This is a genomic window from Flavobacterium sp. SH_e (genome assembly GCF_025717045.1).
GTDB lineage: Bacteria > Bacteroidota > Bacteroidia > Flavobacteriales > Flavobacteriaceae > Flavobacterium.
Genome location: NZ_JAOVZN010000005.1, coordinates 377,410 through 403,117, shown reverse-complemented (window position 1 = coordinate 403,117; position 25,708 = coordinate 377,410). Strand labels below are relative to the sequence as shown.

The window sequence follows — 25,708 nt, the reverse complement described above, 5'->3', positions numbered from 1 at the left end:
GCGTTTCACTTAGTTTAGACAAACATAGCTATGTGTTAGAAACTAGTTTCTTTCAATATTCTTTGCTCAAATCCAAAAATCTATGTTTCTATGCGTTAAGAAATCCGTCAATAAACAACTTAAAATTTAAGCTGCATTGTAACGCCTGTAAAAAACATATTTTTTCCAGTTCCAGCAGCTTTTAGAAAATCACCAGCTTTAAACCAAGTTGCCTCAACACGGAAATATAAATATTGATTTGGCGTGTAGATAACTTCGCTTTCTAACTGCTTTCCAATTTCTTTGGCATTGGTTGCGTCGCCTGGATAAATCATGATCGTATTTGGACCATAAATTCCGTCTTCACTGCTATATCTCCAAAACATATCATAATCGATAACCCAATCGATATTTTTTGCCAATTCTAAGCTAATCGAAGGATGAAAATCAACAAGATTTGATGGTCCAATAACAGAAGCCAATCCAAAGTAAGCACCTCTTGGAAACAACGGATTAAAAGTATTTAAAGCATTATCGCCATTGGTTTTATCTCCGCTGATTAACTCCACTTTAAATCCAAATTCAGGTTTTAAAACAACTGATGTAAACTGATATCCAGTATTTAAAGAAACCGTCCAAGCTTTTATGTCTTTAGAATCAACATTTCCAAACTGATAAACAGCTTCGGCATCGTAGCGCCATTCCTCATATTTTCCCCAAATACGAGTTCCAACAGAATGACGCATTTCTTTTCCGCTTGCATCATCAAAATTGGCATTTGCTCTTTGGTAGCCTAAATAATAAAGATCAATATTTTTGATTGCCGGAATTTTATTGAGTACAAAATAGCTTCCCCAGAATTGTCTTTTTTTATTCGAATAATCATCAAAAATGCCATCTTGAGCCACTACATAATGGCTGTAGAATAAATCGGAACGAAAATTATGGTAACCAAAAATTGCTTTTGCGGCATCAAATGACTGACGATTATTTGGTCCATCTCGAACGGCAACCAAGCGCTGTGATCCATAGCTTAATTCTTGTCTTCCAGCTCTAAAAATCAACTGTTTATTTTTTTCTGAAATCACATTAATATCAATAAATCCCTGATGTACTTCAAGCGGATTACTATCAACCGGACTCGGATCGATTCTTCCGTTTGCATTACTGCTTTGGAGCTGAATAAAAGCTCGGAAATATTTACTCGAATGAAAATCGGCATGAAGCAAAAATCGGTTTAAAATGTAGCCATCAGGATCTTGAGGATCATCTCCCCATTTTTCATTTTTAGCATAGAAATATTGATACCTGACTTCTCCTCCAAAACTCAGATAAGTTTTCCCCGAAGAGGAGAGAGGCAGATATTTCATGGTTTTGTACCAGTTATTTTTAACGGTATCTTTTTGTAAAACCTCATAATTTTCGTCAAATCGCAACGGTTTAAAATCAGGATAAGACTGTGAATGAAGCTTTATACAAATAAGAAATAATAGAATGATTTTTTTCATGGCTTATTTGCCTAAACTGTTTTTCTTAATATCGTTGTAAGCGTTTGGAATATTAAAATTGTAATGCAGCCAGTTAAAAAGCACATAACCTTTATCAAATTCCTTCATCGTGACAGATGCTTTTACCTGTTCTAAAGTTTCCCCTTTTTTCACAGCATCTTCAACATTATTTTTGAGAGCATTTACATAATCGATAGTGTATTTAATTCCGTTTTTATTGGTAATTCGGCCATGACCAGGAACAACAACATCATTATCTCCAATCATTTCATATATTTTTTGAAGATTGCGAACAGGCTCCAGAAAATAACCATCAAATAACCAAGGAATCGTCGGACTTTCAGCAATAAAAGGATTTCCTGACCACAACACATTTTTGTCCGAATCTCTCAGAAAAACAAACAAATCGGCTGGCGATTGAGCTGTTCCTACGTTAATGATTTCTACAATCTTATTTCCTCCCAAATCCAATTTTATGCTTTGATTTACTGCAATTGTAAGATCTGCGGGACGATACACGCTTTGTTCGATCCCGCGATCTTTTCCAAAAAGCATGATCATAAAACTTTTGATTCCTTCGAAATTTTTAGAAAGGTTTTCTTTGCAGAATTCATTTTGGATCAAAATCGTTTCCTTAGGAAGCAAATAATTTCCAAAACAATGATCGCCATGATCGCTTGTATTTACGGCATAAACAATTGGTTTTGGAGTAACAGAACGAATCAATTTATACAATTGATCGTACAATCTTTTGCTCAACATGGTTTCGATTAATAAAACGCCTTTTTCGCCCACAATAAATCCCGCAGAAGTAGCTTGCGGAATCCCTTTTGTGGTCTCTGTTTCGGTTGTTGATGGCGAAACGGCATAAACATTATCCGAGATTTTATGCAATTGCAAAGTCACTTTGTTGGCATCCCAAATTGGAACTTCGGGCGGCAATGGAAATTGTGCATACGTATTTTGCGCCGAAAAAAATGCGACCACAAAAAGCACTGCAATTAATATAGATTTATAATTTTTCATTTTGAATATTTTTGTCAATTTTTAATTTTTATTAGAAGCCAAAACATTTGGCATTTTTGGATTCATGGTTCCTGCTCTCCGCTATATCTTTGCTTTTTTAAAGAAAAAAAGCAAAGGATGCCGCTTCGATCAGGGCTAAAGGGAAAGAAATCGCTTTTTTGGATTCATCTCAAATTAGAGCAATAAAAAAATCCGTTCAAATCCGCGTCTTCGCGAAAGCGAATCCATAAAATTAGCGTGCTATTCTCATTTTTGATAACCTCCAAAATATTTCACAGGAGACCAATCTGGAATTACTGCAGGAATTTCAGGATTCAACGCTTTATATTCCGCGGAAGCGTAAACAATTTTACCATTTACAATCGTCAAAACCGATTCGATTTTTCGAACATCATCAGTTTTTACAGCAAAATAATCATCAGATAAAATCGCCATATCGGCATACATTCCTTTGATTAGTTTTCCTTTTTCTTTTTCTTCACCAGAAAACCAAGCACTTCCAGAAGTGTACAATTGCAAAGCGGTGAATTTATCCAAAGCTTGATCTTTTGGCCAGAACTGCATTCCTCCAATTGTTTTTCCAGTAAGAAGCCAATGCAATGACATCCAAGGATTGTAAGTTGAAATTCTTGTTGCATCTGTTCCCATTCCAACAGGAATTCCCAATTCAAGCATTTTTTTAATTGGAGGCAACTGTGTTTTTGGAGCACCATACAATTTGTTATACAATTCACCTTGATAATACATTCTGAATTGAACTGCAATACCGCCACCTAATTTTTTAACACGTTCCAATTCTGAAGGCGTAATAGTTTCAGCATGATCGAAAAACCAACGCAAACCGTTAAACGGAATTTCTTTGTTTACTTTTTCGAAAACATTAAGCATTCTGTCAATAGATTCGCCGTAAGTGGCATGAAGCCTAAAAGGCCATCTGTTTTTTGCCAAAAGCCTTATAATTGGCTCTAAGTCAGTTTCCATTTCGTCAGACAAAACAATTCTCGGTTCTAAGAAATTCTCAAAATCAGCAGCCGAAGCCACAATGTTTTCTCCAGCGCCTTCTTCAACATAACCATTTGCCACAATCAGATTATCATTTTTATTGATTTGAGTTTCTGCAACCCATTTTTCATAATCTTGCAATTCTTTGCCTTTTTGCTGTGCAAACAAATAATAAGAAATGCGGAGACTTAATTTGTTTTGTTTGGCTAAATCCAAAGAAGTAACGTAATCAGCAGGAAAGTTTTGGCTTCCTCCCGCGGCGTCAATAACACTTGTCAATCCGAAACGATTCAATTCACGATTAAATTGAATGGAACTATTAATTCGTTCTTCAGGATTTAATTTTGTAGTCAATCCCATCGTCATGTAAATCGCTTTTGGAGTTTCTTTGGCATACATTAAACCAGTTAAATTTCCGTTGGCGTCTTGTTCCAAAAGGCTTCCTTCATATTTAGTGTTTTTGTTGTAACCCAAAACTTCAATTCCTTTTTTGTTTAGAAAAGCTTTTCCATACAAATAAGTGATAAAGACAGGTTTATCAGGAACAGCTGCATTGATTTCTTCAATTGTAGGCTGTCTTTTTTCTTCAAACTGAAATTCGTTCCAGCCACCAATAACTTTAATCCAAACGCCGTCTGGAGTTCTTGCCGCTTGTTCTTTCAGCATTTCCATAGCGCGTTTTAAGGTTTTTACACCGTCCCAACGCAATTCTGAATTATAGTTCAAGCCTTCACGAATTACGTGCATGTGACTGTCATTTAGTCCAGGAACTACTGTTTTTCCCTTGGCATCAATCAATTTTGTTTCCGATGATTTATAAGAAGAAAGAATGTTTTTTTCGGTTCCAATGTCCAGAATTATTCCATCTTTCATTGCAATTGCTTGAACAAATTCGCCTTGTTTCTGCATCGTTGCAATTTTTCCGTTGTAAATAATTAGATCAGCTTTTTGCTGGGCTTGAGATGACAAACCCGCAGAAAGCAATAGAATTAATAATAATTTTTTCATGATTTTAGTTATTTAATTCGTTTGGGGTAATTATTTTTAACACATAGAAACATAGTTTTTGAAAGCTTTAAAAAAGGCGTTTCACTTGTTTAAAACAAACATAGTTGGCTATGTGTTAGAAACTAGTTTCTTTTTAAATACCTTTTTTTTAAATAAGATCTATGTTTCTATGTGTTGAAAAAAAGCATGAATTACACCCAAAAGGCTATTTATTTAGCCAAAAAGAAGGCTAGTAAATCTTTTTGTACTTGCGCTGTATTTTCTTGAACCAACCAGTGTCCTGAGCCAGCAATTTTTGATTCGGTAACATTTTCAGCAACTAATTTCGAGTGATCCTTAAGGAAAGCCGCAGCAAAATATTCTCCGCCCATTGCTAATAATGGCATTTTTAGTTTTTTCTTCATAAAAATAACATTGTCTTTTCCGTCCTGATCAAATGCTCCAAACCATTTAAAAGCTGCAGTTGTACCTCCTTCAGTAGCGTAAGCTCTAATAAATTCAGCTGATTCTTCTGGAGTAAATGGATCTTTTACGTGTCCAACAACTGGCCAAAAATTAGTTAAGAATTCTTTTTCTTTTCCTTTTACAATATCTCCAGAAGCTGGCCATCCGAAGAAACCAAACCACCAAGCAGATGCTTTTACGTTTGACCAAACTGGCTCAACTCCAGGTAAAAGTGCATCCATCAAAGCAACTTTGTTTACGCTGTCGCCATATTGTGCGGCATAAGCATAGGCAACCATAAGTCCGATATCATGTCCAGCCAAATTGATTTTTTTGTATCCAAGCTGATTTACCAATTCATGAATATCTGATGCCATTGTTTTTTTGTCGTAACCGCTTTCTGGTTTGTCAGATTCTCCAACACCTCTTAAATCTGGTGCTATTACAGTAAAATGTTTAGAAAGTTCTGGTAAAAGTCGGTTCCACATGTACCAGTTTTGTCCAAAACCGTGAACTAAAACTAACGGATCTCCTTGTCCGCCAATAACGTAATGAATTTTGATTCCGTTTACAGTTGCGGTTGCATGTTTGAAATTTGCTGGCGGATTTGCTGGCGCAACTTCAGCTGTTTCTGTTGTCGCAGGTTTTGTCTCTGTAACTGGAGTTTCTTCAGTTTTTTTATTGCAAGAGATTAAAGTCAATAGTAAAATAATGGCAGTGAGAAACTGTACAACTTTTGTTTTAAAATTGAAAAAAGTAGTGTTTAATAAATTTGTTTTCATGATTAAAAAATTTTAGAAGTGGTTATTAAATAATGGGTTATTATGAATTTTGCTGAGGCAGTTTTGCAATCCATTCGTGTATATAAACTGCAATTTCCTGCCATCCAGGCTGATTTAATACAAAGTGATTTCGATTTGGGAAAACCTTAAAATCGGTGATAGAATTTTTATCTGAGTATTTTTTGTAATTAGAAAAATTCAATGATTCGGGAATAGTATGATCGATTGATCCCGCAATTAGCAAAAGCGGTTTATGCGGTGCTTTAAAATCTACTTTTGCAACAGAAGTTATCGTATCGCGAACAATTAATTTAGATTCAGGAATTGCCGATTCGCAATAAGCTTTGTCTTGCCATTCTTCTGGCATTCCGTTTGTAAAAGCGTATTGCCATTGCGGAAAACTCATTAAGAAAGTTTTCTTTGTAGAAGTGAAAAAGCCTAAAGGTCCCCAGCCAGCTTTTAAGAAAGAAAATTTAAACGTCATTATTCCTTGAGGAGGAACAGAATGTATTGCAATTGCAGTCGTTGCCAGATTCCGCTGCAGTAATATTTGTGCTATAAGTCCGCCAATGGAGTGCCCAACGAGGATAGGTTTTTGAGGCAGATTTTTAGCAATATTTTCAAAATATTCGATTAATTGAGATAATCGTAAACTCGCAATTTGAGGATCAGGATGACGATCGCGTAAAACAGCGGCTGGAGCATCTTTGTAAGGCCATGCAGGAGCGAGGGTTTTAAATCCTTTGCTCTCAAAAAATAATTTCCATTCGTCCCAACATTTATTGCTGACAAAAGCACCAGTAATAAAAAGAATCGTAGTAGGGTTTTCGGTTAGCATAATACACGTTTTAATGTTATGCCAAACTATAAACGAAAACCGAACCTGATTTTTAATTTATTGATTATTAGTTAGTTGTGTGTTTTGTAAAAAGATGTATCAAACTATATTTCGTTAAAAAACGAAAAAGAGTCAACTTAATATCGTCGGAGTTTATTTTAGATTGCAGATTGCAGATTTTAGATTTTTCTCGTAATTACCCAATCCAAATCTAAAATCTACAATCTAAAATCTAAAATTATTAAAAATGATTTCTCTTTATACCTAATTTTTGCATTCGCGAAGCTAAAGTAGTAGGAGGCAAGCCAAGTATTTCTGATGCTCCGCCGGCGCCTCTGATTCTTCCGTTACATTTTTCCAAAACATTAATAATATGCTCCCTTTCGTTTTCCTGAATGGTTTTAAAATACCACTCATTCGACGTATTGTTTATTTTAATTTCATCTAAAGATGGAAGCGGAATATGCTCTATAGTATCTGTTTTAGCCAAAAGAATGCTTCTTTCGATAAGATTTTCCAGTTCACGTATGTTTCCTGGCCATTGATATGCTAAAAGGCTTTTCAAAGCAGTTTCAGATATTTCAGTGACATTTTTTCCAATTTTGGCACTATAAATAGCAATAAAATGTCGGGCAAGAAGTCCAATGTCTTCTTTACGTTCTCTTAGAGGCGGAAGTTGAATTGGAAATACATTTAAACGATAATATAAATCAAGTCTGAAACGGCCATCTGCAACTTCTTTTTCTAGATTGCAATTAGTCGCAGCAATTATTCTGACATTAACTTTAACGGAATTACTTCCGCCCACGCGTTCAATTTCTTTTTCCTGAATTGCACGAAGCAATTTTGCCTGCATTTCCAAAGGCATATCGCCAATTTCATCTAAAAATAGTGTTCCATTATGAGCTTGTTCAAATTTACCGATTCGTTTTTCTGTAGCGCCTGTAAAAGATCCTTTTTCATGTCCAAATAATTCAGATTCTATTAAACTTGGCGGTAAAGCAGAGCAATTTATTTTTACAAATGGACCATTTTTTCTGTCCGATAATTGCCGAATGCTATTTGCAATGCTTTCTTTTCCTGTACCACTTTCACCTGTAATTAAAACAGTTGTGTCCGCTGGAGCAACTTGTATGATATGATCGAACAATTTTAGTAATATTGGACTTTTTCCAACAATGGTTTCAAATCCTGATACTTTTGCATTCTTTCCTGTTTTCTGATTAACAGGAGGACTTTTTTGATCTAATTTTTTATCTGCAAGAATTAAATTTTCGATAGCAAAAATTAATGGTTCCTGAAGTCTGTCGCAAAGCGTAAGATGATTTTTATTGTAATTTGTAGCTTGTCGGCTGAAAAAAGATAAATAGAGACCGCCATTTTCATGAAGTGATAGAGGAACAGGAAGCATCAGATTTGACTTCATGTTCATCGAGTTGGCAATCATTTTTTTTATTGGCGTTTTATCGCAAATTTTCACAAAATCCTGATCGTTATAAAATGTTGCGTCTGTTTCAACTTTGCTTTTATTTCGCAAATCATTGATTTCAGATTCTTTTAAAGCCGTAATATTCTGCAATTCCTCAATTCCTATTTTTTGATATTCGTGCAAACCTGTTCTTGAGTATCCCAGAACGCGATTAGATAATTTACTATCGATATAAAAAATAGCCATTACAAGATCAAAAGAAATGAGCGATTGTAAGGAAGTGATAATATTTAAAACACGATCGTCCCAAGTGCCACTTTTTTTGACGATTGTTTTGAGCTGTTTTTGAAACAAAAGTTCTTTTCTAATCGAAGATTCAATTCCGTGTTGCTGATGATATTCAGCAATTTCAATTGTAATAAGTAAATCTTTTTCACGAAAAGGTTTAACCAAAAATCCATACGGATGTGTCAATTTTGCTTTATTGAGCACTTCTTCGTTAGAATTTGCAGAAAGATAAATAAAAGGAATATTATTTTCTTTGAGTATTTCGGCAAGGTCAATACCAGTTTCTTTTCCCGAAAGGAAAATATCTAAAAGAACCAATTCAGGCCTTTCTTGAGCAATGTAATATTTAGCGTCAGAAACTGATCGTGCCATTCCAATAATAGAATGGCCTGCTTTTTTTAGCATTAATCGCAAATGATTTGCTTCTACAAACTGATCTTCAACAATGAGAATCTTTAGTGGTTTTGCCATTTTATAGAATTAAATTAATCAAGATTACTTTCGTTAATAGTAAATTCCAAAGTTATTTTGGTGCCTTTTGCATTAGTTATTAAAAACTTTCCTTCGATATCTGCGGCTAAGCCGTGCATTAATTTTATACCTAAAGAAGGATTGTTATAAGGATCAAAATCGGGTGGAAGCCCGATACCATTATCATGAATAATTAGGATATAGTTGTTGTTGTCATTTTTTTTAAGTGCGATATTAATGATGCCATTTTGATGATTTGGAAAAGCATATTTTATTGCATTTGTAACGGCTTCGTTAAATATGAGCCCAATTGGAATAGAATGCGATAACGGGAGATTAAAGCTATCTATGTCGAGTATAAATCGGATACTGTTTTGTATTTCAAAAGAATCTTTTAAATATTCAGTCAATTCAAAAATATATGAAGGCATATCAATTATCGATAAATTTTCAGATTGATATAGTTTTTGATGAATTAAAGTCATTGCCTGAATTCTATTCTGACTATTATTAATGGCCTGAATGGCTTCTTCATTTTTTAAATATTCAGCTTGGCTTGCTAATAAACCAACAACCATGTGCAGATTATTTTTTACTCTGTGATGAATTTCCCGCAACAGCCATTCTTTTTCGGTTACTAGATTTTGCAGCGTGTTATTTTTTTTATTGATTTCATTTTGCTGTGTTTCAAGTACCTTATTTGTTCTCTTCTTAAACATAAAACTCTTGTAAAGCAATCCAAGAATAATAAGCAATAGTATCACAAAAATGACCATAGAATTGCGTAAGAATATCTCATTTTTAAGTTTAACCTGCTGCAGAAGCGTCTTATTTTTAAGTTTAATCATATCCTTGTTTCTTCTTTCAGTCTCATAAATGATATTCAATCTGGCTGATAAATGATAGGCATCTTCTTGTCTGATATTTGCAGCTTTATAATAAAATGCAGCCTTTTTTAGAAAATATAAAGAACTTTCAAAATCGGAATATGAAAAGTATAATTCACTAATTTCTCTATAACAGTCACCAATTCTTGCATTGTTTTTTGACTTTTCAAATAAGGCTTTAGCTTTGAAAATTGGATACAATATCTCTTTCATTGGGGCACTTGTGCGCATTTTTGCTGACCAAACCATTACCCAAGATTCTGCCAAATCATTTGCCTCACTCGTTTTGGATAAAAATTCTATTGCTTTTTTAGCACAAACTTCTATCATCCTATTATCGTTTCGCAACTGATAGAGCATTGAAAGCTGAAGAAGACATCTGCCCGCATAAACGTTAGAATGAAGAGATTTGCTGAGAGAAAGGGCGTCTTCAGCATATATAAAAGCCATTTCCAACGCTTTGGGACTATTATATGATTCTTGATACCAATCGCTTAATTTCAATAAAATTTTGATTTTGTCGATGTTTCCAGGCAAATCATCTAATAGCTTTTCAGCTTTTATTACTAGTTTTTCAGTATAAATAGCCTCTCTGTAAATATCATTTTCAGGATTTGGCAGTTTTTTTTCTGTATTTTCTATTTGATTTTTGCTTTTAAAAGAAGCCAATGCATACGTATCTCCAATTGTAAATAAAACAAGGAGAAAAAGAGAAACTTTAAATTGGTTAGAGAACATCTTTAGTACAATTAAACTGGCAATACGAAGGTATTGATAATTATGCCTCTAAGTTCAAAATATGATGAAATTGATTAACAACGATATTTCGTTGCTTTTGCCTTAAACCAGCTCTTCTTCTTTATTATTTTGAAGATAAGTGATAAAAGTTAAAGGCGAAACTCCCGTAACTTTTTTAAATGTAATCGTAAATCGGCTGTGTGATGCAAAACCAGCTTGATCTGCCAGATAACTGATTTTGTATTTTAAATAAGAAGGATCATTTTTTAAGCGATCAACAATATAGTTTATTCGCAATTCATTGATATATCCAGCAAAATCTTTGGATTTGTGTTTGTTGATGACATAAGATAAATAACGATGATTTACATTTAATTCTGCAGCAACCGAATTGATAGACAATGTTTTATTGAGAAATAAATTTGATTTTTCAAACTCTTTAATACTTTCTAAGATACTGTTTTCAGTAGCCTCAGACATATATTCTTTTGAGGTGTCTTTTTTTAATTCTATTTGAACTTCTGAACTTTTAACTGGTTTGCTGTTATTAATAAAAGCTCTGATTTTTTTATAGTCTTGTTTTCTTTTAAAAATATAAATGGCAATTGTAATTAAAACAGCAAAAATACAGATGCCAATGATAATTAGTTTGTTTTTTTTATATTGAGATTGGCTTTGTAAATGACTTTGCTGAAGTGATTTTATCAGCTCATCTGCAATAGCTTTTTTGTTTGCGTTTTCTGCTTGGCTTAATTCTAGATTTTTTTCATTGTAAACAATGTATTTTTTGCTGTCCGTTTTCTTGTAAAATTCCATCAAAGAGTTGTAAACCTCTTGTTTTAGTGCCGAATAATCTGATTTTTCTGCAATTTCTTCTGCTTTTGCATAATATGACAAAGCTTTTTTGTAATTTTTTGTAGAAGTATATACATTTCCTAAACCGTTATAAATAAAACCCCTAAGCGGACTATCATAAGACAAGGATTTTTTAAGTTCATTTTCAGCTTTTTCATAATGAAATAAAGCAGAATCGGCTTTGTCCATCTCCAAATAATTTTGGGCAATAAGTTCATCATTAATCGCGATTTGATAATTTTTGTCGCTTGTTTTATCTGCTTTTTCAAATAGCTGAATTCCTTTTTCTAGATGTAAAATAGCTTTTTCATAATGAGAACCATGCAATTCATAGCAAGCCAGTTCTTGGGATAAATTTCCTTGAAAGCGATACATTTCGCCTTTATCTTTGATTTTTTTACTGACATTCACTGCTTTATTAAGATATATTCTCCCTAAGTTATAGATTTCATTTTCGCGATAAATTGAAGCAAGAAAACCATAAATTTTGGCTTGAGCGGCATAATTTTTATCTACTGTAGCTAAACTATCAGCTTGTTTTAAAGTCGCGATAGCTTCATTATGAACTCCGTATTGATATAAAATATGCGCTCTTAACATACGCGTATTTATTCTTTCCAAATTATTCGTCGCAATTGTATAAAGATAATCGGCGTTGTTTAATGCTTTTTTAGGATTTGAACTGAGTAAAACCTGATAAGTTTCAGTATAAATAGCATCAAAAGTCTTTTGAGAATAACCCAAAAGCGAAGAAAGGAAAAATGTATAAAATAGCAGAGTAGTTTTAAAGTGCATATAAATTGGTTATAAATTAAATCGATCTGTACTGTTTATAATTTAACCGATTATGATTTGTTTTTTAGAAGAGGGTAATGTAGTTATTATTTTTCAAAATGTGGTTTATGTTACGCTTTCTTAACAACATTAAAAATTTATGTGCAATAATTGGCATTGATTGTCAGTAAAAATACACTTTTCAATTAGAAGATGATATTCGGTTGATATTAACTGGAAATTTTGTCGATTCGAATGTTTTAAATTTAATTTATTGATTAGTAATTGTTTATGTTTTGTTCCTTATTGTAAATGTTTTATCTATTGCGTAATTGGTAAAGAAACACACCATTTTTGCCTCTTTCAAATGACTAGTTTCGCGCTCGAATTTTTAGCAAAGAAAAGTTTAATTTTTGTTTTTAGGACTATTTTTTGTTGGACTGCTGGTTTCACCAAGAAGTTGTAAAGTTTATCCATTAATATATTTTATGCGATTATCAATCGGGCAATAAGCATACTCCAGAGGGGTCCGGAGTATATTTGATTTATGGTGTAAATAAATGGATTGAACTGAGCAGCTGAAACCAGTAGTTTTCAATAAAAACAGCTTATGTAATTGTAATGCGAATGAAAAGAAAATATACTAAATCAGCATTGTTGCTTATTGAAATACAAAATGATTACTTCTATAAAGGCAAAATGGAGTTTGAAGAGAGTTATGAAGTTGCTTCGATAGCAAAACGTACTTTAGATGCTTTTAGAAAGAAAAGGAAAACAGTTATTCATATTCAACATATTTCGATAAACAAAAATTCTTCTCCTTTTATTGCTGGTACAAAAGGAGCAGAAATATACGATGAAGTTGCGCCAATTGAAGGAGAAATGATAATCATAAAACATAATCCTAATAGCTTTATTGAAACGGGTTTGCTAGAATACTTAAAAACCAATCAGATTGAGAATCTTACTATTGTTGGGATGTTGAATGATATGTCTAATGATCCAACCGTTAGAGCTGCAAAAGATTTAGGTTTTAATGTGGATTTAATAGAAAATACTAGACTTAATAAAAAAGAAAAAACGCCTCAAAAATGTTTTTAAGGCGTTTTTCAAATATAAAATTAAACTTCTAAATTAATTAATTTTAACCAAATGAGCTTCGATAGCAGCTCTTTGTGGTTCGTATTGTGCAGGAAGTTTTAAGTTTTGACCTAATTCTTCTAAGCTTTCGTCTACTGTAAATCCAGGATTGTCAGTAGCGATTTCAAACAAAACTCCACCTGGTTCTCTAAAATAAAGAGAATGGAAATATTGTCTGTCAATTTGTGGCGTAATCTGCAAACCGTATTCTTCGATTTTTTCTCTGAATTTCATTAAAATTTCATCGTTTTGTACACGGAAAGCCACGTGGTGAACAGTTCCGTTAGCATTTAAACCGCGTTTTTCTTCAGGCAATTCAACTAAATCAACAATAGCAGCATTTTCAACGGCATCAGTTGCATAACGGTAACGGTTTACATCTTGATCAATCAATTTGTAACCAAATATTTCAGTTAAAACTGCTGCAGTTGCTTTAATGCTATTTAAAGTCAAAGTAATGTTATGGAAACCTTTTGTAGCTACGTCAGCTTTTACTTCGTCAGTTTCCCAAGCTTTTCTGTTATCTTCTGTTTTAGATTCGATTAACTCTAATTTCAATCCATCTGGATCTAAGAAAGTCAAATATTTTTCACCAAACTTTTCAGCTGGTTTATTGTAAATCACGTTATATTGATCAAAACGTTTTTGCCAGAATTCAAGACTTCCTTTTGGAACAGAATAACCAATTTCAGTTGCCATTCCAGAACCTTTTCTTCCTTGCTGAATTCCTTCTCCCCAAGGGAAAAAAGTTAAAATAGTTCCAGCGCTTCCTACTTCGTCACCAAAGTAAAAGTGGTATGTTCCTGGATCGTCAAAATTCACTGTTTTTTTTATGAATCTTAATCCTAAAACTTTTGAATAAAAGTCAAAATTGCGTTTTGCGTCACCTGCAATTGCAGTAATATGGTGTAAGCCTAAAATTTTATTTTCCATGGTATTTGAATATTAAATTGTTGTTTGATTTTCTTTTACAAATTTACGTCTGTTATGGCTGCGCATCGATTAACCTAGATTAAGAAATAAAAAGCCATAGTTTTTTCGAACTTTCTACTTATAACCAAATAATATTCCGATTATTACAAGGCGTTGAAATACAGGCTTTTTTACAGAATTCCAGTTTTTGTGTTATACGATATATCGTAATTTTATGAAGTAAAAAAGGCATATTTAGAAAATCCATAGTTGTTTAATAAAGGCTATTTATTAAATTTACCTTTTAACCGCCAAGAAATACCACATGGAAAAGCCTACAGACAAAACTGCAATCATGATAAACCGACTGCAGGAAAGAGAACAAGAACAAATGCTGATTTTATCTATTTGTAATTCGCTTTCTCAGGCTTTAAACAAAGATGAATTTAATGATGTTGTAAACGGAATATTAAAAGAAAATTTCCAGTTTGATGATCTCATTTTGGCTTCTTCCAATCAGAATGAAACAGAATACGAGCTTTTCTATTCCTTTTCGAATAAAAATCAAGAAAGCAAAAATTATCTTTTAAATGATGGATTTTTTGACCGTTGCATGGATTCTGCCGATACGGTTATTTTTGACTTAGAATCAGATCAAAAAAATCCAGATTACATTCAAAACAATTATAAAAAAGGCTTTAAAAATGGAATAGGAATTTGTCTACCGCTTAGTAAAGGAAAACGAAATGTGCTTTTTCTATTCTTTAAAAATGCTAAAACTTTCAGCAGAGAATCAAATCGTGTTTTGCGAGGAATAGCAATACAGCTTTCTATTACGATTAGAAATATCAGTTTGACAGAACAATTTGAAAATAATCTTGTAGAACTAGAAATTTTGAAAAGAAATGTTTCTGAAAAAAAAGATATTATTTCTCAGAAAAATGATGGTTTTCATGGAATCATTGGAAAAAGTGATAAGATGAAAGACGTTTACGAATTGATTTCGCAAGTTGCAGCTTCTAATACAACTGTTTTAATTTTTGGTGAAACGGGAACTGGAAAAGAACTTGTTGCAAGTGCTATTCATGATTTATCGTCAGTTTCAAACAACAAAATGGTTAAGGTAAATTGTGCTTCGATTCCTGAAAATTTGATCGAAAGCGAATTATTCGGACATGAAAAAGGTGCTTTTACAGGTGCGACAGAACAAAGAATTGGAAAATTTGAACAAGCAGAAAACAGTACGATTTTTTTGGATGAAATAGGAGAGTTGCCTTTAGAATTACAGGGAAAGCTGCTCCGTGTTTTACAAGAAAAAGAAATAGAACGAGTTGGCGGAAACAAAAGCATAAAAGTAAATGCTAGAGTAATTGCTGCAACCAATAAATCTCTTGAAAAGGAAGTTTATGGCGAGCGTTTTAGAAATGATTTATATTTCAGATTGAATGTTTATCCTATCAAGCTTCCTGCTTTACGCGATCGTAAGGAAGATATCCCTATTTTAGGACATTTTTTCTTAGAAAAGCACGCTACAAAAATGGGTAGAAATGTAAAACGTTTTTCTAAAAAAGTACTCAATAGCATGATGGCTAATGCATGGCCAGGAAATGTACGCGAACTAGAAAATATGGTAGAAAGAAGCATTTTGTTTGCCAAAGATGAAAAGATCAAAGAAATGATTTTCCCCGAAATTGTAATTCCTAGTCCAAATGCTTTAGTAAATGAATTTTATACTAAAACGCTTCAAGAAGTAGAGAAAGAGCATATTCTAAAAGTCATAAAAAAATGCAACGGAAGAATTTCTGGTCCGCAGGGCGCGGCGGTTTTACTCGGTTTGCCATCTACAACATTGAGTTCTAGAATGAAGAAGCTAGGCATTAAAAAAGAACATTTTTTCGATTGATTTATTCTTCAATCATATTTATTTTTCCAGAAGAAACAGCCCAATAAATCAACAAAAGCATACTGATTGCCAATGCTGCAGCTGGATATTGAAATGAAATTCCGAAAGCGATTAAATACGTTGGAAATCCGTATAGATAATTATTTCTGATTTTTTTAATGGCCGAATCAGTAATTCCAGGACGTAAAAGCTTTTTATTGTTACTCGCAACTAGCCACAATAAATTGTATGAAATGTTGATTAATACAAATATTCCAGTATAAATTGCCACGGCAATATTTGATGCTTCTCCTTCAAAAAAACGAGCTAATAAAGCCGTTGGATAAGAAACTGCTGTTACTAAAAAAAGAATCAATCCGTTTGAAAACATGATTGCCGTATTTCGGCTGTAAATCTGTTTAAAAATCTTGTGATGATTGACCCACATGATGAAAATGCTGAAAAAAGAAAGCGTAAATGCAAGATATGCTGTCCATTCGTTCTTTAGGTAAGACAATAATTCTGCACCATTTTTTACAACAGTAGCATCTGGCGCATGAAGATCTAAAACTAAAAGCGTAATCGCAATGGCAAATACAGCATCACTGAAGCCCTCTATTCTTACGGTTTCTTTTTCCATTTGATAATTTTATTTGAGTAACATAATTATTTTAACCGCAAAGTTCGCAAGGATTTACGCAAGCTTCGCAAAGTTTTTAGACAAAGCTTTGCGGTTAATTTTTCCCTAATCTAGTATTTAAACTACAATTTTATAAATATTGATTTTCGAAGTTTTGGCTCAATATTTTTTGTTTTATGTCCTTTTCCAGTCGTATCTTCAACCAATAGAATCGAACCCGTATTAAATGTTCTTTTTTCTCCCAATGAAGTTTCGATTTCTACGCCACCTTCCAATAAAACAATGTATTGGCGGTCTGGCGCATTATGAAAATCGTAATCATAAGAAGGACTGACTTCTCTAAAAACGATAGATTTGACAGGCTCATCATCAGATAAAAATCCTATGTCGCCATTGTTTTTCAACGGAACTTCAAAATCTTCAAAATGACTTTCTCCGTTGACATCGCTGTAAACTCGCGTTATCGTAATCATTATTTTTTGTTGAAAATCAATGCGTTTGCACAATTTATTTCATCCTGACTGATGGTGTGTCCCATATTAGGATAGATTTTTTTAGTAACATCTGCGCCCATTTTTTCCATAAGAGCTTCAGTATCATTAACTCTTTCGACAGGAACGTGAAAATCAGGATCGCTTGTTCCAATAAAAACTGGCGTATTTTCGAAGTTTCCTGAATAATGATTTTCATAAATCTGATCGCCAATTAATCCTCCTGTAAAAGCAACTATTCCTCCATATTTTGCTGCATTTCTTGTCGTAAATTCCAAAGCGAGACAAGCTCCTTGTGAGAAACCTAAGAAATAGATATTTTCTTTTTCGATTCCATTTTGCTGAATTGCCACAACAACCTGATGAATCGCTTCTAATGATTTTGAAAACGATGGTTCGTTTTGATCCAGAGGAGCTAAAAACGAATACGGATACCAAGTTCTATTTTCTGCTTCAGGCGCGATTAATGCAAAATCCTGAACATTAAGATGTCTCGCAATCGAAAGAATATCATGAGCTCCGGCGCCACGACCATGAATTAGGATTAAAGCTTTTTTAGCTTCGTTTAAAGGAATGCCGTCTGTTAATATATTTGTATTCATAATAGTTTTTTTTTGGATGTATAAAGTTTTATTTGCAGATTTTACACAATTTTGTCATTTCGACGAAGGAGAAATCACACGAGAAGCTCGACAAAGAATGCAGATTCTGCATGCGGAGTTTCTTTTGTGATTTCTCCTTCGTCGAAATGACAAACTTTGCAGAAATTCGGTATCAGAAAAAACTACTTTTTCCAAATATCTTCATATTCGTCTGGATGTCTTTTGAATTGAGCGTGAACGTAAGGACAAAGCGGTAAAACTTTCAAATTATTGGCACGAACATACGATACCATTTCTTCTAAAAGTTTTTTTGCATAGCCTTTTCCTTCAGCTTCTGGTTCAACTCCTGTGTGGTAAACTGTCAGTAAATCGGGTTTTAGGCTTACTGTCATTTCTCCTAGTTTTTTATCATCAACATAGAGATTAAAAGCGCCGTGTTTTTTTTCGTCTAATTCTAGTTTTATTGTTTCCATATTTATTTTTTTATGTCTTGGTTTAGAAATACAAAGTTCGTTAAACTAGCAGTTAAGTCTACTTAATGTAGATTAATTATATCCTTGTTTTATACCTAATTTTTTCATTTTTGAATACAAAGTCTGCGGTTGCATTTTCAATAATTCTGCAGCGCCGCCTATACCAGAAACTTTTCCGTCACAGAGTTGCAATGCATTCATAATATGATCTTTTTCCATTTCCTCCATCGATTTTATCTTTCCTGTATTGATTTCTATAGGTCCTGAAATGGCATTCGATGGAATATCAAATTTTTCAATTTCAGTTGTTTTGGCAAGCAGCACATTTCGCTCTATTAAATGTTCTAATTCTCGAATATTTCCCGGCCAATCGTAATTTTTTAATTGTTCTAAAGCAGTTTGACTAATGCTTGTGATGTTTCTTTTGGAACTTGCAGCGTACTTTTTCAAGAAATGATATGCCAAAGCTTCGAGATCTTCTTTGCGTTCTTTTAAAGTTGGCAGTTGGATCGGAAACACATTCAAACGATAGTACAAATCCAATCTGAAACGGCCTTCTGCAACTTCTTTTTCTAAAGATCTGTTGGTTGCCGCTACAATACGAACATTGATTTTTATGGTTTTATTGCCACCAAGTCTCTGTATTTCTTTTTCTTGTAGAACGCGAAGCAATTTCACCTGAGAATCAAGCGGTAATTCTCCAATTTCATCTAAGAAAATAGTACCATTATTGGCTTGTTCAAATTTTCCGATTCGTAAAGCATTTGCACCTGTAAAAGCGCCTTTTTCATGTCCGAATAATTCACTTTCAATTAAAGATTGGGGTAAAGCTGCGCAATTCACAACCACAATTGGATTTGATTTGTTTGAAGAAAGATTGTGTATAGAATGCGCGACTCTTTCTTTTCCTGTACCGCTTTCGCCCAAAATCAAAACAGAAGTTTCAGCTGGAGCCACAATTTTTATTTTTTCAATAACTTCTTGTAAAAGCGGACTTTGGCCAACGATTCCTTCAATTTCTTGAGTTTCGGTTTCAATAGGATTTTCTGCTAAAGTTCCTTTTTCCTGATCGTAACGATATCTCGCAATATCCAGCATCACAATTAGATCTTTTTCCCGAAAAGGCTTCACCATAAATCCATAAGGATGTGTTGCTTTTACAGCTTCAAGCGTACTCTGATTGGTATTTGCAGAAATGTAAAGAAAAGGCAGATTCATTTCGCGCAATTCCCAAGCGAGATCGATTCCAGTTAGATTGCCTTTTAACATGATGTCAAGCAAAATCCAATCGGGACTTTTATCTTCTATTAATTTTCGCGCTTGAACCACAGAAGAAGCAATACCAACAACTTGGTATCCTGCTTTTTGTAACATGATTTTTAAATCGTTTGCTACTATAAATTCATCTTCAACAATTAGAATTTTCTCCTTCATTTATGCTATTTATATCATTTCAGAATTTTCGGCAGTAACTTCAAATTCTGTACTTCTTGTGAATGTAATAGTGATTTTTAATCCGTTATCATTTTTCATTTCAAAAACTCCATCAATCTGATCGCTTAACCCAATCATTAAATTCATACCAAGAGAATCTCTTTCTATTTCTTCAAAATCTTTTGGAAGTCCAACTCCGTTATCTGCAATTTGCAGTTTATAATTATTTTCTCCAGTATTTTTAAGAACGATTCGTACTTCTCCTTTTCGGTCTTCAGGAAAAGCATATTTTATGGCATTACTAATGGCTTCATTTATAATTAATCCCATTGGAACGGCTTGGGCAACATCAAGATACGTTTTTTCTACTTCTAAAACAAAATGGATGTTTTTATCTGTATCAAAACATTCTTTCATGTAATTGATTAATTCATGAATATACCACGACATATCTATATTTGCCAGATTATCAGATTGATATAATTTCTGATGAATCAGCGACATGGCATGCATTCTGTGTTGGCTGTTTTGTATCGCTATCAGCGCATCTTCATTATCCAAATATGCCGATTGTGTATTTAATAAACTAATGACAATCTGAAGGTTATTTTTTACACGATGATGAATTTCTTTCAAAAGCCATTCTTTTTCAATCAGCATTTTTTTGTTCAGTTCGTTTTGTTCGTTAATTTGCTGACGCTGAATTTCTAATTCTTCGTTTTTTTTCTTTTTTAATCTAAAACTGTTGTATAAAACCAGCAAGAATAGAAGCAGAACCAGAAAACTTCCAATAAAAACATATTTTACGACCGTATCTTTCTGAATTCGAATTTGCTGCAATTTTGCTTGTTGCTGAAGTAAATTGATATTTTTATCTTTTTTCTCGCTTTCAAATTCGATTTGAAGAGTGTTAATCTGTTTGCTTTTTTCTCCTTTAAAAACAGAATCGGAAAGGCTTTTATAAAGCTGATAATGTTTGATCGCATTGATGTAATCTCCTCTAGAAGAATCAGCTTTAAACCAAATAAGGTGACTTTCTGATCTAATATTATTATTTCCTAATGCCGCGGCAACCGAATCTAATTTTTTAATTATTTGATAAAAAGAAGTAAAGTTTTTAAGTTGATAATGATAGGAGGCAAAACTTCTTAAAACAGCAAAAGTATTTCCATTTCTTTCCGCATTTTCACCATAATGAGCAACCATTTTTTTATAATATAAGGTTGCTTTGGCGTTATTTTTTTGGATTCTGTAAATATTGAATAAAAGATAATTCTCGGTCATTATTCTCTCCATATTTGAAGTAGGATAATTGTCCTGCATTTCTTTTATGAGTTTTAGAGCTTCACTTTCTTTTTTCTGACGAATATATAAGGAACTAAGATTATCAGCAATGGTTCTTATGTATTCTGTATCATTATATTGTCTGGCAATTTTTAATGCTTTATTCCAATATTCTTCGGTTTTCTCATTCTGGCGCAAGTAATAGTAAACCAATGCAATATGGTTGTAAATAGAACTTAACTGCAAAGTATTATCCTGGAGTTCCAACGCGATTTTTTCTGCAAGAAGTCCGCATTTTAAGGCTTCTGAAAAATTCCCTTTTTGAGTATATACTTCAGAAAGAATATTATAAACCCCTTGCAGGCTTTTGAATTTTATCGCTTTATAAATTTCAAGAGATTCTTTTAAAAAAGGTTCTGCTCTATCTGGCTGCTCGCTGCTGCTGTATAGTTCACCAAGTTCTTTTAAAGCTGTTGCTTGTTTTTCTTTTGCGCCTGCTTTTTTGTAAAGCAAAATTGCCATTTGTTTATACTTTGCTTTCTGATCAATTTCGGCATCATAAATCGAAAGTTCAGTATAACTGCTTCCTTCTAATTCTGTTAAGTTATTATTTTTAGAATAGGTGATCGCGTTTTTTGTTTTTTCCAAAGCATTTTCTCTATCGCCTTTTTCTCTATAAATCTGAGCTCCCAAAAGAATGGATTTTCCTTTTCCAAGTTTGTATTTTAAACGATCACTAAGCAATCTTGCTTGTGTATTGATGAGATCTGCGTTGTCTAAATCTGATTTTTCTTCGCCAGTTTTAGTGAGATAATAATTGCTTAAAGCCAAAAGCAATTCTACTTTTTGAGGATTACTTTCAGCTTTGGCAATTTTATTTTTTAGAACATTTGGATCTTCTTTGGATTGCGCGTTAATAACTGTATTTACAAGTAAAAATAAAGTTACTGTACATAAGGCGTGTACGTAGTTTTTGACAGAAATAATAGGGCTTAAATTCATTTTTTAAAGATACTATATTATCAGAAATCTGCAATCCGAAAGTCCGTGTTTGTCTAGCTTTCTCGATGGTATAAATAACAAATTATCATAGAAGCTCCTGGTAGAATTAAAGTCCCTAATCCGAAAAACTTACCTGCAACAGCTCCCAAAAAACAACCGGCAAGAAATCCGATTATGGTAACTAATTGTTTTTTAAAACTTAATACTACATCTACGTCTTTCAATCCGTTTTTTAACAAGTTTCCTAAATCAAGAGAAGCTTGAGTTACATTTCCAGTCATCATTGTAGTTGGACCGTGAGTTTCTTTCGCGTAAAGCTTTCCAAAAGCATTCTGAAGTCCCATCGCAAATACGGTTGTCATAGCTACAGCATACATTGTCCATTCTTCAAAATTTTGCAAATAGCCAAAAACATAAGAAGCAATTCCGCTTAAAACCAATATTATACCTTCCCAAAATAGAATTGTATAACGATTAGTACTTTTTAAAGCAATTCTTCCGCCTGTAATTACTGCAATAATAAAAACAGGAAAGGTTAGCAATTTTACCCAAGCGTGTATGTCTGAGCCTTTTATGATTTGATAAGCAAAGACAATAAAGTTTCCCGTAACGTGTGCCGAGAAAATCGAATCGGCTGCGACAAAAGTTACGGTATCGCAATACCCTGCGATCATTGTTAAAAGCAGGGTTACGTACCAAATATTTTTTTGTTGTATTTCCATAATTTTTAGTTCAAATGTGCGCGAAGCATCCAAGCCATTTTTTCGTGATTTTCTACAAGTCCAGTAATAAAATCGCTTGTTCCAGCATCTTGCAATTCGTTAGCAATACTATTTATGTTTTCACGTAAGTAAATAATAATACTTTCGTGATCTAGAAGTAATTCTTTGATAAAACCATTGCTGTCGTTTTTCTCTTTTAATTCTTCTGTTAAGTGTGTCAATGCTAAAAAGTCTTTTAACGTTGCAGGCGTATAATGACCTAAAGATCTGATTCTTTCTGCAACAGTATCTACGATTTCGTCAATGTTATCGTATTGTTGTTCGAAGAAAAGATGTTTGTTGTAAAAATCTGGACCTTCAACATTCCAGTGTGCTCTTTTTGTTTTGGTATAAAGTACAAATTCATCAGCTAGAATTTTAGTTAATACTTCTACAACTGTTGAGATGCTTTCTTGTTTAATTCCGATGTTTGCTTTCATTTTAAATTAGGTTTTGTTAAGTTATGAGTTATGAGTTATGAGTTATGAGTTATGAGTTATGAGTTATGGAGGAATCTAAATCACTAAACACATAGAAACATAGTTTTTCTCTTTGTTTTGAAAAGGAGAGGAAAAAAACTAGTTTTTCACACATAGATCTATGAACGTCTTGTGAGAATGCAAATAGTGCTATTACATTTTCTATGTGAATTTTTGCAAGTGAAACACCTTTTACTCTCTCCAAAAGGCTATGTTTTTATGTGTTAAAATTATTTGTGTTTAAATTAATTGTTTATAAGCGTTAATAAATAATAATCAAGTGAATACGTTCCTGCACCTAATGCAAGAAGTAATAATAGAGATAAAGTGTACATATAAGGAACGTCGCGCACTTCGAGTGAATCATTTTTATGAACCACAAAGTAGCCAATTGCAGTTACGCCAATTGTTGGAAGAACGGCAAGACGTGTTCCGAGTCCGAAAATGATGAAAAACGGAATTATCGTATCCGAAAAAGTCGCCATTAATCCGTTTAATTTTTCAGGCAAATGCAATGGGTTTGGAACGTGTTCTTTTTGTCCGTTTTCAACTCTGAATTTTTTCATTCCGTGCACTCTGAAAAGTTCAATAGCAAGCAAAATTCTAAAAACGAGAATAGCTGCATTATTAAAAGAACTTCCTAAATCGGAGCTCAAAATTTGTTTTATAATTTCAATCATCTCTTTAAGTTTAAAAAGCAAAACAAGAGCAGCCCAAAGCACCCCAGAAAGCATTATAATTATTGACAGGAACATTGCTCATTCGGGCAACGTCGTGATTATGCGCGTGAACGTCACAACTTCCGCTACAGCTATGAATTTGTGCTGTTAGTTTTGGTTTTGCGTCTGCTTTTGCATTTTTTTCAATCGCACTTTGCAAACCACTTCTTACTGGATAACCGTTGTAAATATTTGTTGGCGACCAATCTGGCAAAATAGGAATATGAGGTGGAGAGAAGGAAGAAAAATCTCCATTAGCATATACAATTTTTCCGTCAACAATGGTTAAATCGGCTTCGATTTTTTTGATGTCTTCATCATCAATTGTAAAATAATCGCGATCTAAAACCACTAAATCGGCAAACATTCCCACTTTAATATCTCCTTTTTTAGTTTGTTCTTGCGAAAACCAAGCACTTCCTCTAGTGTACAATTCTAAAGCAGTTTGTCTGTTCAATCTCGTTTCTGTGTACAGTTGTAAACCTCCAACTGTTTTTCCAACTGTCATCCAATACATAGAAACCCAAGGATTGTAACTGCTCACACGTGTAGCGTCTGAACCTGCACCAACAGGAACTTCCATTTCAATCATTTTTTTGATTGGCGGAGTGTTTTCAGCAGCTTTTGCTCCATAACGATCTGTAAAATATTCGCCTTGATATGCCATTCTGCTTTGTACAGCAATTCCGCCACCTAAAGCTTTTACACGTTCGATGTTTCTTTCGTCAATAGTTTCAGCGTGATCAAAAATCCACGGAAGTCCATTGAAAGGAACATCTTGATTTATTTTTTCGAAAACATTCAAAAATCTTGTAATGCTTTCGTTGTAAGTCGCATGAAGTCTGAAAGGCCAACGATTTTCGACCAAAAGACGAACTACTTTTTCTAGTTCCGCTTCCATATTTTCAGGAAGATCTGGTCTTGGCTGAAGAAAATCTTCAAAATCGGCAGCAGAAAAAACCAGCATTTCGCCAGCTCCGTTATGGCGGTACATATCGTTTCCTTGATATAATTTTACGGTATCAATCCAATCTGAGAAATCTTCAAATTCGTGTTTTGGTTTTTGAGTGAAAAGATTATAAGCAATTCTTACTGTCAATTGTTTCTTTTCGTTCAATTCATTTACCACTTTATAATCGTCTGGAAAATTCTGAAATCCGCCACCCGCATCAATCACGCTTGTAATTCCAAAACGGTTCAATTCTTTCATAAAATGACGCGTAGAATTGATTTGATGTTCGTAAGAAAGCGTCGGACCTTTAGCCAAAGTCGAATACAAAATCATCGCATTTGGAGTCGCAATAATAAGTCCGGTTGGTTCTCCGTTTGAATCACGTTCTATTTGTCCGCCCGGGGGTGCAGGCGTATTTTTGTTATAACCAACTGCTCTCAAAGCCGCTCTGTTCATAATCGCTCTGTCGTACAAATGCAAAATAAAAACAGGAGTATCTGGCGCAATTGCGTTGATTTCTTCTAAAGTGGGCATTCTGCGTTCAGCAAATTGAAATTCAGACCAGCCGCCAACTACACGAACCCATTGCGGATTTGGCGTACGATCTACTTGTTCTTTCAACATTCGAAGCGCATCTGCCAAAGAAGGAACACCATCCCATCTTAATTCTAAGTTGTAATTTAAACCGCCACGAATAAGATGAATATGCGAATCGTTAATTCCTGGCACAACTCTTTTATTTTGAAGATCAATTATTTTGGTTTCTTCAGAAGCAAAAGTCATGATGTCGCTGTCATTTCCAACGGCAATAAATTTTCCGTCTTTAATAGCAACAGCGGTAACGTTTGGTGTTTCAGCATTGAAGCTATGAATTTTCCCGTTGAATAAAATTAAATCTGCTTTCATGA

21 protein-coding genes are annotated in these 25,708 nt (G+C 33.6%); 2 read left to right on the top strand and 19 right to left on the bottom strand.

The features are described from left to right. Window positions 1-119: 119 nt before the first annotated feature. From OD917_RS09670 to OD917_RS09635, 8 genes are all read right to left on the bottom strand, one after another. The gene (locus OD917_RS09670) at window positions 120-1,487 is read right to left on the bottom strand and encodes an alginate export family protein (protein ID WP_263523333.1); all 1,368 of its coding nucleotides are present in this window, start codon (window positions 1,485-1,487) and stop codon (window positions 120-122) included. 3 nt (window positions 1,488-1,490) lie between these two features. Then, window positions 1,491-2,513 (bottom strand): MBL fold metallo-hydrolase, encoded by a 1,023-nt coding sequence (locus tag OD917_RS09665; protein ID WP_263523332.1) that lies wholly within the window; start codon window positions 2,511-2,513, stop codon window positions 1,491-1,493. A gap of 246 nt (window positions 2,514-2,759) precedes the next feature. Then, window positions 2,760-4,523 carry an amidohydrolase gene (locus tag OD917_RS09660; RefSeq protein ID WP_263523331.1) on the bottom strand — a complete coding sequence of 588 codons (1,764 nt, stop codon included), beginning with the start codon at window positions 4,521-4,523 and terminating at the stop codon, window positions 2,760-2,762. A 209-nt stretch (window positions 4,524-4,732) separates the two neighbouring features. Then, window positions 4,733-5,749: an alpha/beta fold hydrolase gene (locus OD917_RS09655; RefSeq protein WP_263523330.1), complete on the bottom strand. Its 1,017-nt coding sequence runs from the start codon at window positions 5,747-5,749 to the stop codon at window positions 4,733-4,735. Window positions 5,750-5,789: 40 nt separating this feature from the next. Continuing rightward, on the bottom strand, window positions 5,790-6,587 hold the full coding sequence (locus tag OD917_RS09650) for an alpha/beta hydrolase (protein WP_263523329.1): 798 nt from the start codon (window positions 6,585-6,587) through the stop codon (window positions 5,790-5,792). A 241-nt stretch (window positions 6,588-6,828) separates the two neighbouring features. After that, window positions 6,829-8,775 carry a sigma 54-interacting response regulator gene (locus tag OD917_RS09645; RefSeq protein ID WP_263523328.1) on the bottom strand — a complete coding sequence of 649 codons (1,947 nt, stop codon included), beginning with the start codon at window positions 8,773-8,775 and terminating at the stop codon, window positions 6,829-6,831. A gap of 14 nt (window positions 8,776-8,789) precedes the next feature. Further along, complete coding sequence (locus OD917_RS09640; protein ID WP_263523327.1) at window positions 8,790-10,400, bottom strand: sensor histidine kinase; 1,611 nt, start codon at window positions 10,398-10,400, stop codon at window positions 8,790-8,792. Between the two features lie 102 nt (window positions 10,401-10,502). Next, entirely contained in the window at window positions 10,503-12,050 is a 1,548-nt protein-coding gene (locus OD917_RS09635; RefSeq protein WP_263523326.1) for a tetratricopeptide repeat protein, read from the bottom strand. Between the two features lie 606 nt (window positions 12,051-12,656). Here OD917_RS09635 and OD917_RS09630 point away from each other — a divergent pair. Further along, complete coding sequence (locus tag OD917_RS09630; protein ID WP_263523325.1) at window positions 12,657-13,130, top strand: isochorismatase family protein; 474 nt, start codon at window positions 12,657-12,659, stop codon at window positions 13,128-13,130. A gap of 33 nt (window positions 13,131-13,163) precedes the next feature. On the opposite strand, the gene OD917_RS09625 is transcribed toward OD917_RS09630, so the two are convergent. Then, a complete protein-coding gene (locus OD917_RS09625) occupies window positions 13,164-14,102 on the bottom strand; it encodes a ring-cleaving dioxygenase (protein WP_263523324.1) in 939 nt (312 codons plus the stop codon). Between the two features lie 304 nt (window positions 14,103-14,406). On the opposite strand from OD917_RS09625, the gene OD917_RS09620 reads away from it, so the two are divergent. Then, window positions 14,407-15,984, top strand: a complete 1,578-nt coding sequence (locus OD917_RS09620) for a sigma 54-interacting transcriptional regulator (protein ID WP_263523323.1) — start codon at window positions 14,407-14,409, stop codon at window positions 15,982-15,984. A 1-nt stretch (window position 15,985) separates the two neighbouring features. On the opposite strand, the gene OD917_RS09615 is transcribed toward OD917_RS09620, so the two are convergent. The 10 genes from OD917_RS09615 to OD917_RS09570 form a co-directional block, all read right to left on the bottom strand. Further along, window positions 15,986-16,603: a TMEM175 family protein gene (locus tag OD917_RS09615; protein ID WP_263523322.1), complete on the bottom strand. Its 618-nt coding sequence runs from the start codon at window positions 16,601-16,603 to the stop codon at window positions 15,986-15,988. 122 nt (window positions 16,604-16,725) lie between these two features. Further along, the gene (locus tag OD917_RS09610) at window positions 16,726-17,076 is read right to left on the bottom strand and encodes a hypothetical protein (RefSeq protein ID WP_263523321.1); all 351 of its coding nucleotides are present in this window, start codon (window positions 17,074-17,076) and stop codon (window positions 16,726-16,728) included. Continuing rightward, window positions 17,076-17,696 (bottom strand): alpha/beta hydrolase, encoded by a 621-nt coding sequence (locus OD917_RS09605; RefSeq protein ID WP_263523320.1) that lies wholly within the window; start codon window positions 17,694-17,696, stop codon window positions 17,076-17,078. The genes OD917_RS09610 and OD917_RS09605 overlap by 1 nt, the downstream gene beginning before the upstream one ends. 182 nt (window positions 17,697-17,878) lie before the next feature. After that, window positions 17,879-18,169: a GNAT family N-acetyltransferase gene (locus OD917_RS09600; protein ID WP_263523319.1), complete on the bottom strand. Its 291-nt coding sequence runs from the start codon at window positions 18,167-18,169 to the stop codon at window positions 17,879-17,881. A gap of 72 nt (window positions 18,170-18,241) precedes the next feature. After that, the gene (locus OD917_RS09595) at window positions 18,242-19,603 is read right to left on the bottom strand and encodes a sigma-54-dependent transcriptional regulator (protein WP_263523318.1); all 1,362 of its coding nucleotides are present in this window, start codon (window positions 19,601-19,603) and stop codon (window positions 18,242-18,244) included. A gap of 9 nt (window positions 19,604-19,612) precedes the next feature. Continuing rightward, on the bottom strand, window positions 19,613-21,889 hold the full coding sequence (locus OD917_RS09590; protein ID WP_263523317.1) for a histidine kinase dimerization/phosphoacceptor domain -containing protein: 2,277 nt from the start codon (window positions 21,887-21,889) through the stop codon (window positions 19,613-19,615). A 53-nt stretch (window positions 21,890-21,942) separates the two neighbouring features. Beyond that, window positions 21,943-22,611: a YoaK family protein gene (locus OD917_RS09585; protein WP_263523316.1), complete on the bottom strand. Its 669-nt coding sequence runs from the start codon at window positions 22,609-22,611 to the stop codon at window positions 21,943-21,945. Between the two features lie 5 nt (window positions 22,612-22,616). Next, a complete protein-coding gene (locus OD917_RS09580) occupies window positions 22,617-23,090 on the bottom strand; it encodes a Dps family protein (RefSeq protein ID WP_263523315.1) in 474 nt (157 codons plus the stop codon). Between the two features lie 284 nt (window positions 23,091-23,374). Next, a complete protein-coding gene (locus OD917_RS09575; protein WP_263523314.1) occupies window positions 23,375-23,809 on the bottom strand; it encodes a DoxX family protein in 435 nt (144 codons plus the stop codon). Window positions 23,810-23,819: 10 nt separating this feature from the next. Further along, complete coding sequence (locus OD917_RS09570; RefSeq protein WP_263523313.1) at window positions 23,820-25,706, bottom strand: amidohydrolase; 1,887 nt, start codon at window positions 25,704-25,706, stop codon at window positions 23,820-23,822. Between the last annotated feature and the right edge of the window lie 2 nt (window positions 25,707-25,708).

Coding starts and splice junctions, on each gene's coding strand:
- OD917_RS09580 (WP_263523315.1), bottom strand. CDS start 23,090: ATGAAAGCAAACATCGGAATTAAACAAGAAAGCATCTCAACAGTTGTA.
- OD917_RS09625 (WP_263523324.1), bottom strand. CDS start 14,102: ATGGAAAATAAAATTTTAGGCTTACACCATATTACTGCAATTGCAGGT.
- OD917_RS09570 (WP_263523313.1), bottom strand. CDS start 25,706: ATGAAAGCAGATTTAATTTTATTCAACGGGAAAATTCATAGCTTCAAT.
- OD917_RS09620 (WP_263523323.1), top strand. CDS start 14,407: ATGGAAAAGCCTACAGACAAAACTGCAATCATGATAAACCGACTGCAG.
- OD917_RS09670 (WP_263523333.1), bottom strand. CDS start 1,487: ATGAAAAAAATCATTCTATTATTTCTTATTTGTATAAAGCTTCATTCA.
- OD917_RS09630 (WP_263523325.1), top strand. CDS start 12,657: ATGAAAAGAAAATATACTAAATCAGCATTGTTGCTTATTGAAATACAA.
- OD917_RS09660 (WP_263523331.1), bottom strand. CDS start 4,523: ATGAAAAAATTATTATTAATTCTATTGCTTTCTGCGGGTTTGTCATCT.
- OD917_RS09600 (WP_263523319.1), bottom strand. CDS start 18,169: ATGGAAACAATAAAACTAGAATTAGACGAAAAAAAACACGGCGCTTTT.
- OD917_RS09645 (WP_263523328.1), bottom strand. CDS start 8,775: ATGGCAAAACCACTAAAGATTCTCATTGTTGAAGATCAGTTTGTAGAA.
- OD917_RS09635 (WP_263523326.1), bottom strand. CDS start 12,050: ATGCACTTTAAAACTACTCTGCTATTTTATACATTTTTCCTTTCTTCG.
- OD917_RS09655 (WP_263523330.1), bottom strand. CDS start 5,749: ATGAAAACAAATTTATTAAACACTACTTTTTTCAATTTTAAAACAAAA.
- OD917_RS09605 (WP_263523320.1), bottom strand. CDS start 17,696: ATGAATACAAATATATTAACAGACGGCATTCCTTTAAACGAAGCTAAA.
- OD917_RS09585 (WP_263523316.1), bottom strand. CDS start 22,611: ATGGAAATACAACAAAAAAATATTTGGTACGTAACCCTGCTTTTAACA.
- OD917_RS09590 (WP_263523317.1), bottom strand. CDS start 21,889: ATGAATTTAAGCCCTATTATTTCTGTCAAAAACTACGTACACGCCTTA.
- OD917_RS09640 (WP_263523327.1), bottom strand. CDS start 10,400: ATGTTCTCTAACCAATTTAAAGTTTCTCTTTTTCTCCTTGTTTTATTT.
- OD917_RS09615 (WP_263523322.1), bottom strand. CDS start 16,603: ATGGAAAAAGAAACCGTAAGAATAGAGGGCTTCAGTGATGCTGTATTT.
- OD917_RS09595 (WP_263523318.1), bottom strand. CDS start 19,603: ATGAAGGAGAAAATTCTAATTGTTGAAGATGAATTTATAGTAGCAAAC.
- OD917_RS09575 (WP_263523314.1), bottom strand. CDS start 23,809: ATGATTGAAATTATAAAACAAATTTTGAGCTCCGATTTAGGAAGTTCT.
- OD917_RS09650 (WP_263523329.1), bottom strand. CDS start 6,587: ATGCTAACCGAAAACCCTACTACGATTCTTTTTATTACTGGTGCTTTT.
- OD917_RS09665 (WP_263523332.1), bottom strand. CDS start 2,513: ATGAAAAATTATAAATCTATATTAATTGCAGTGCTTTTTGTGGTCGCA.
- OD917_RS09610 (WP_263523321.1), bottom strand. CDS start 17,076: ATGATTACGATAACGCGAGTTTACAGCGATGTCAACGGAGAAAGTCAT.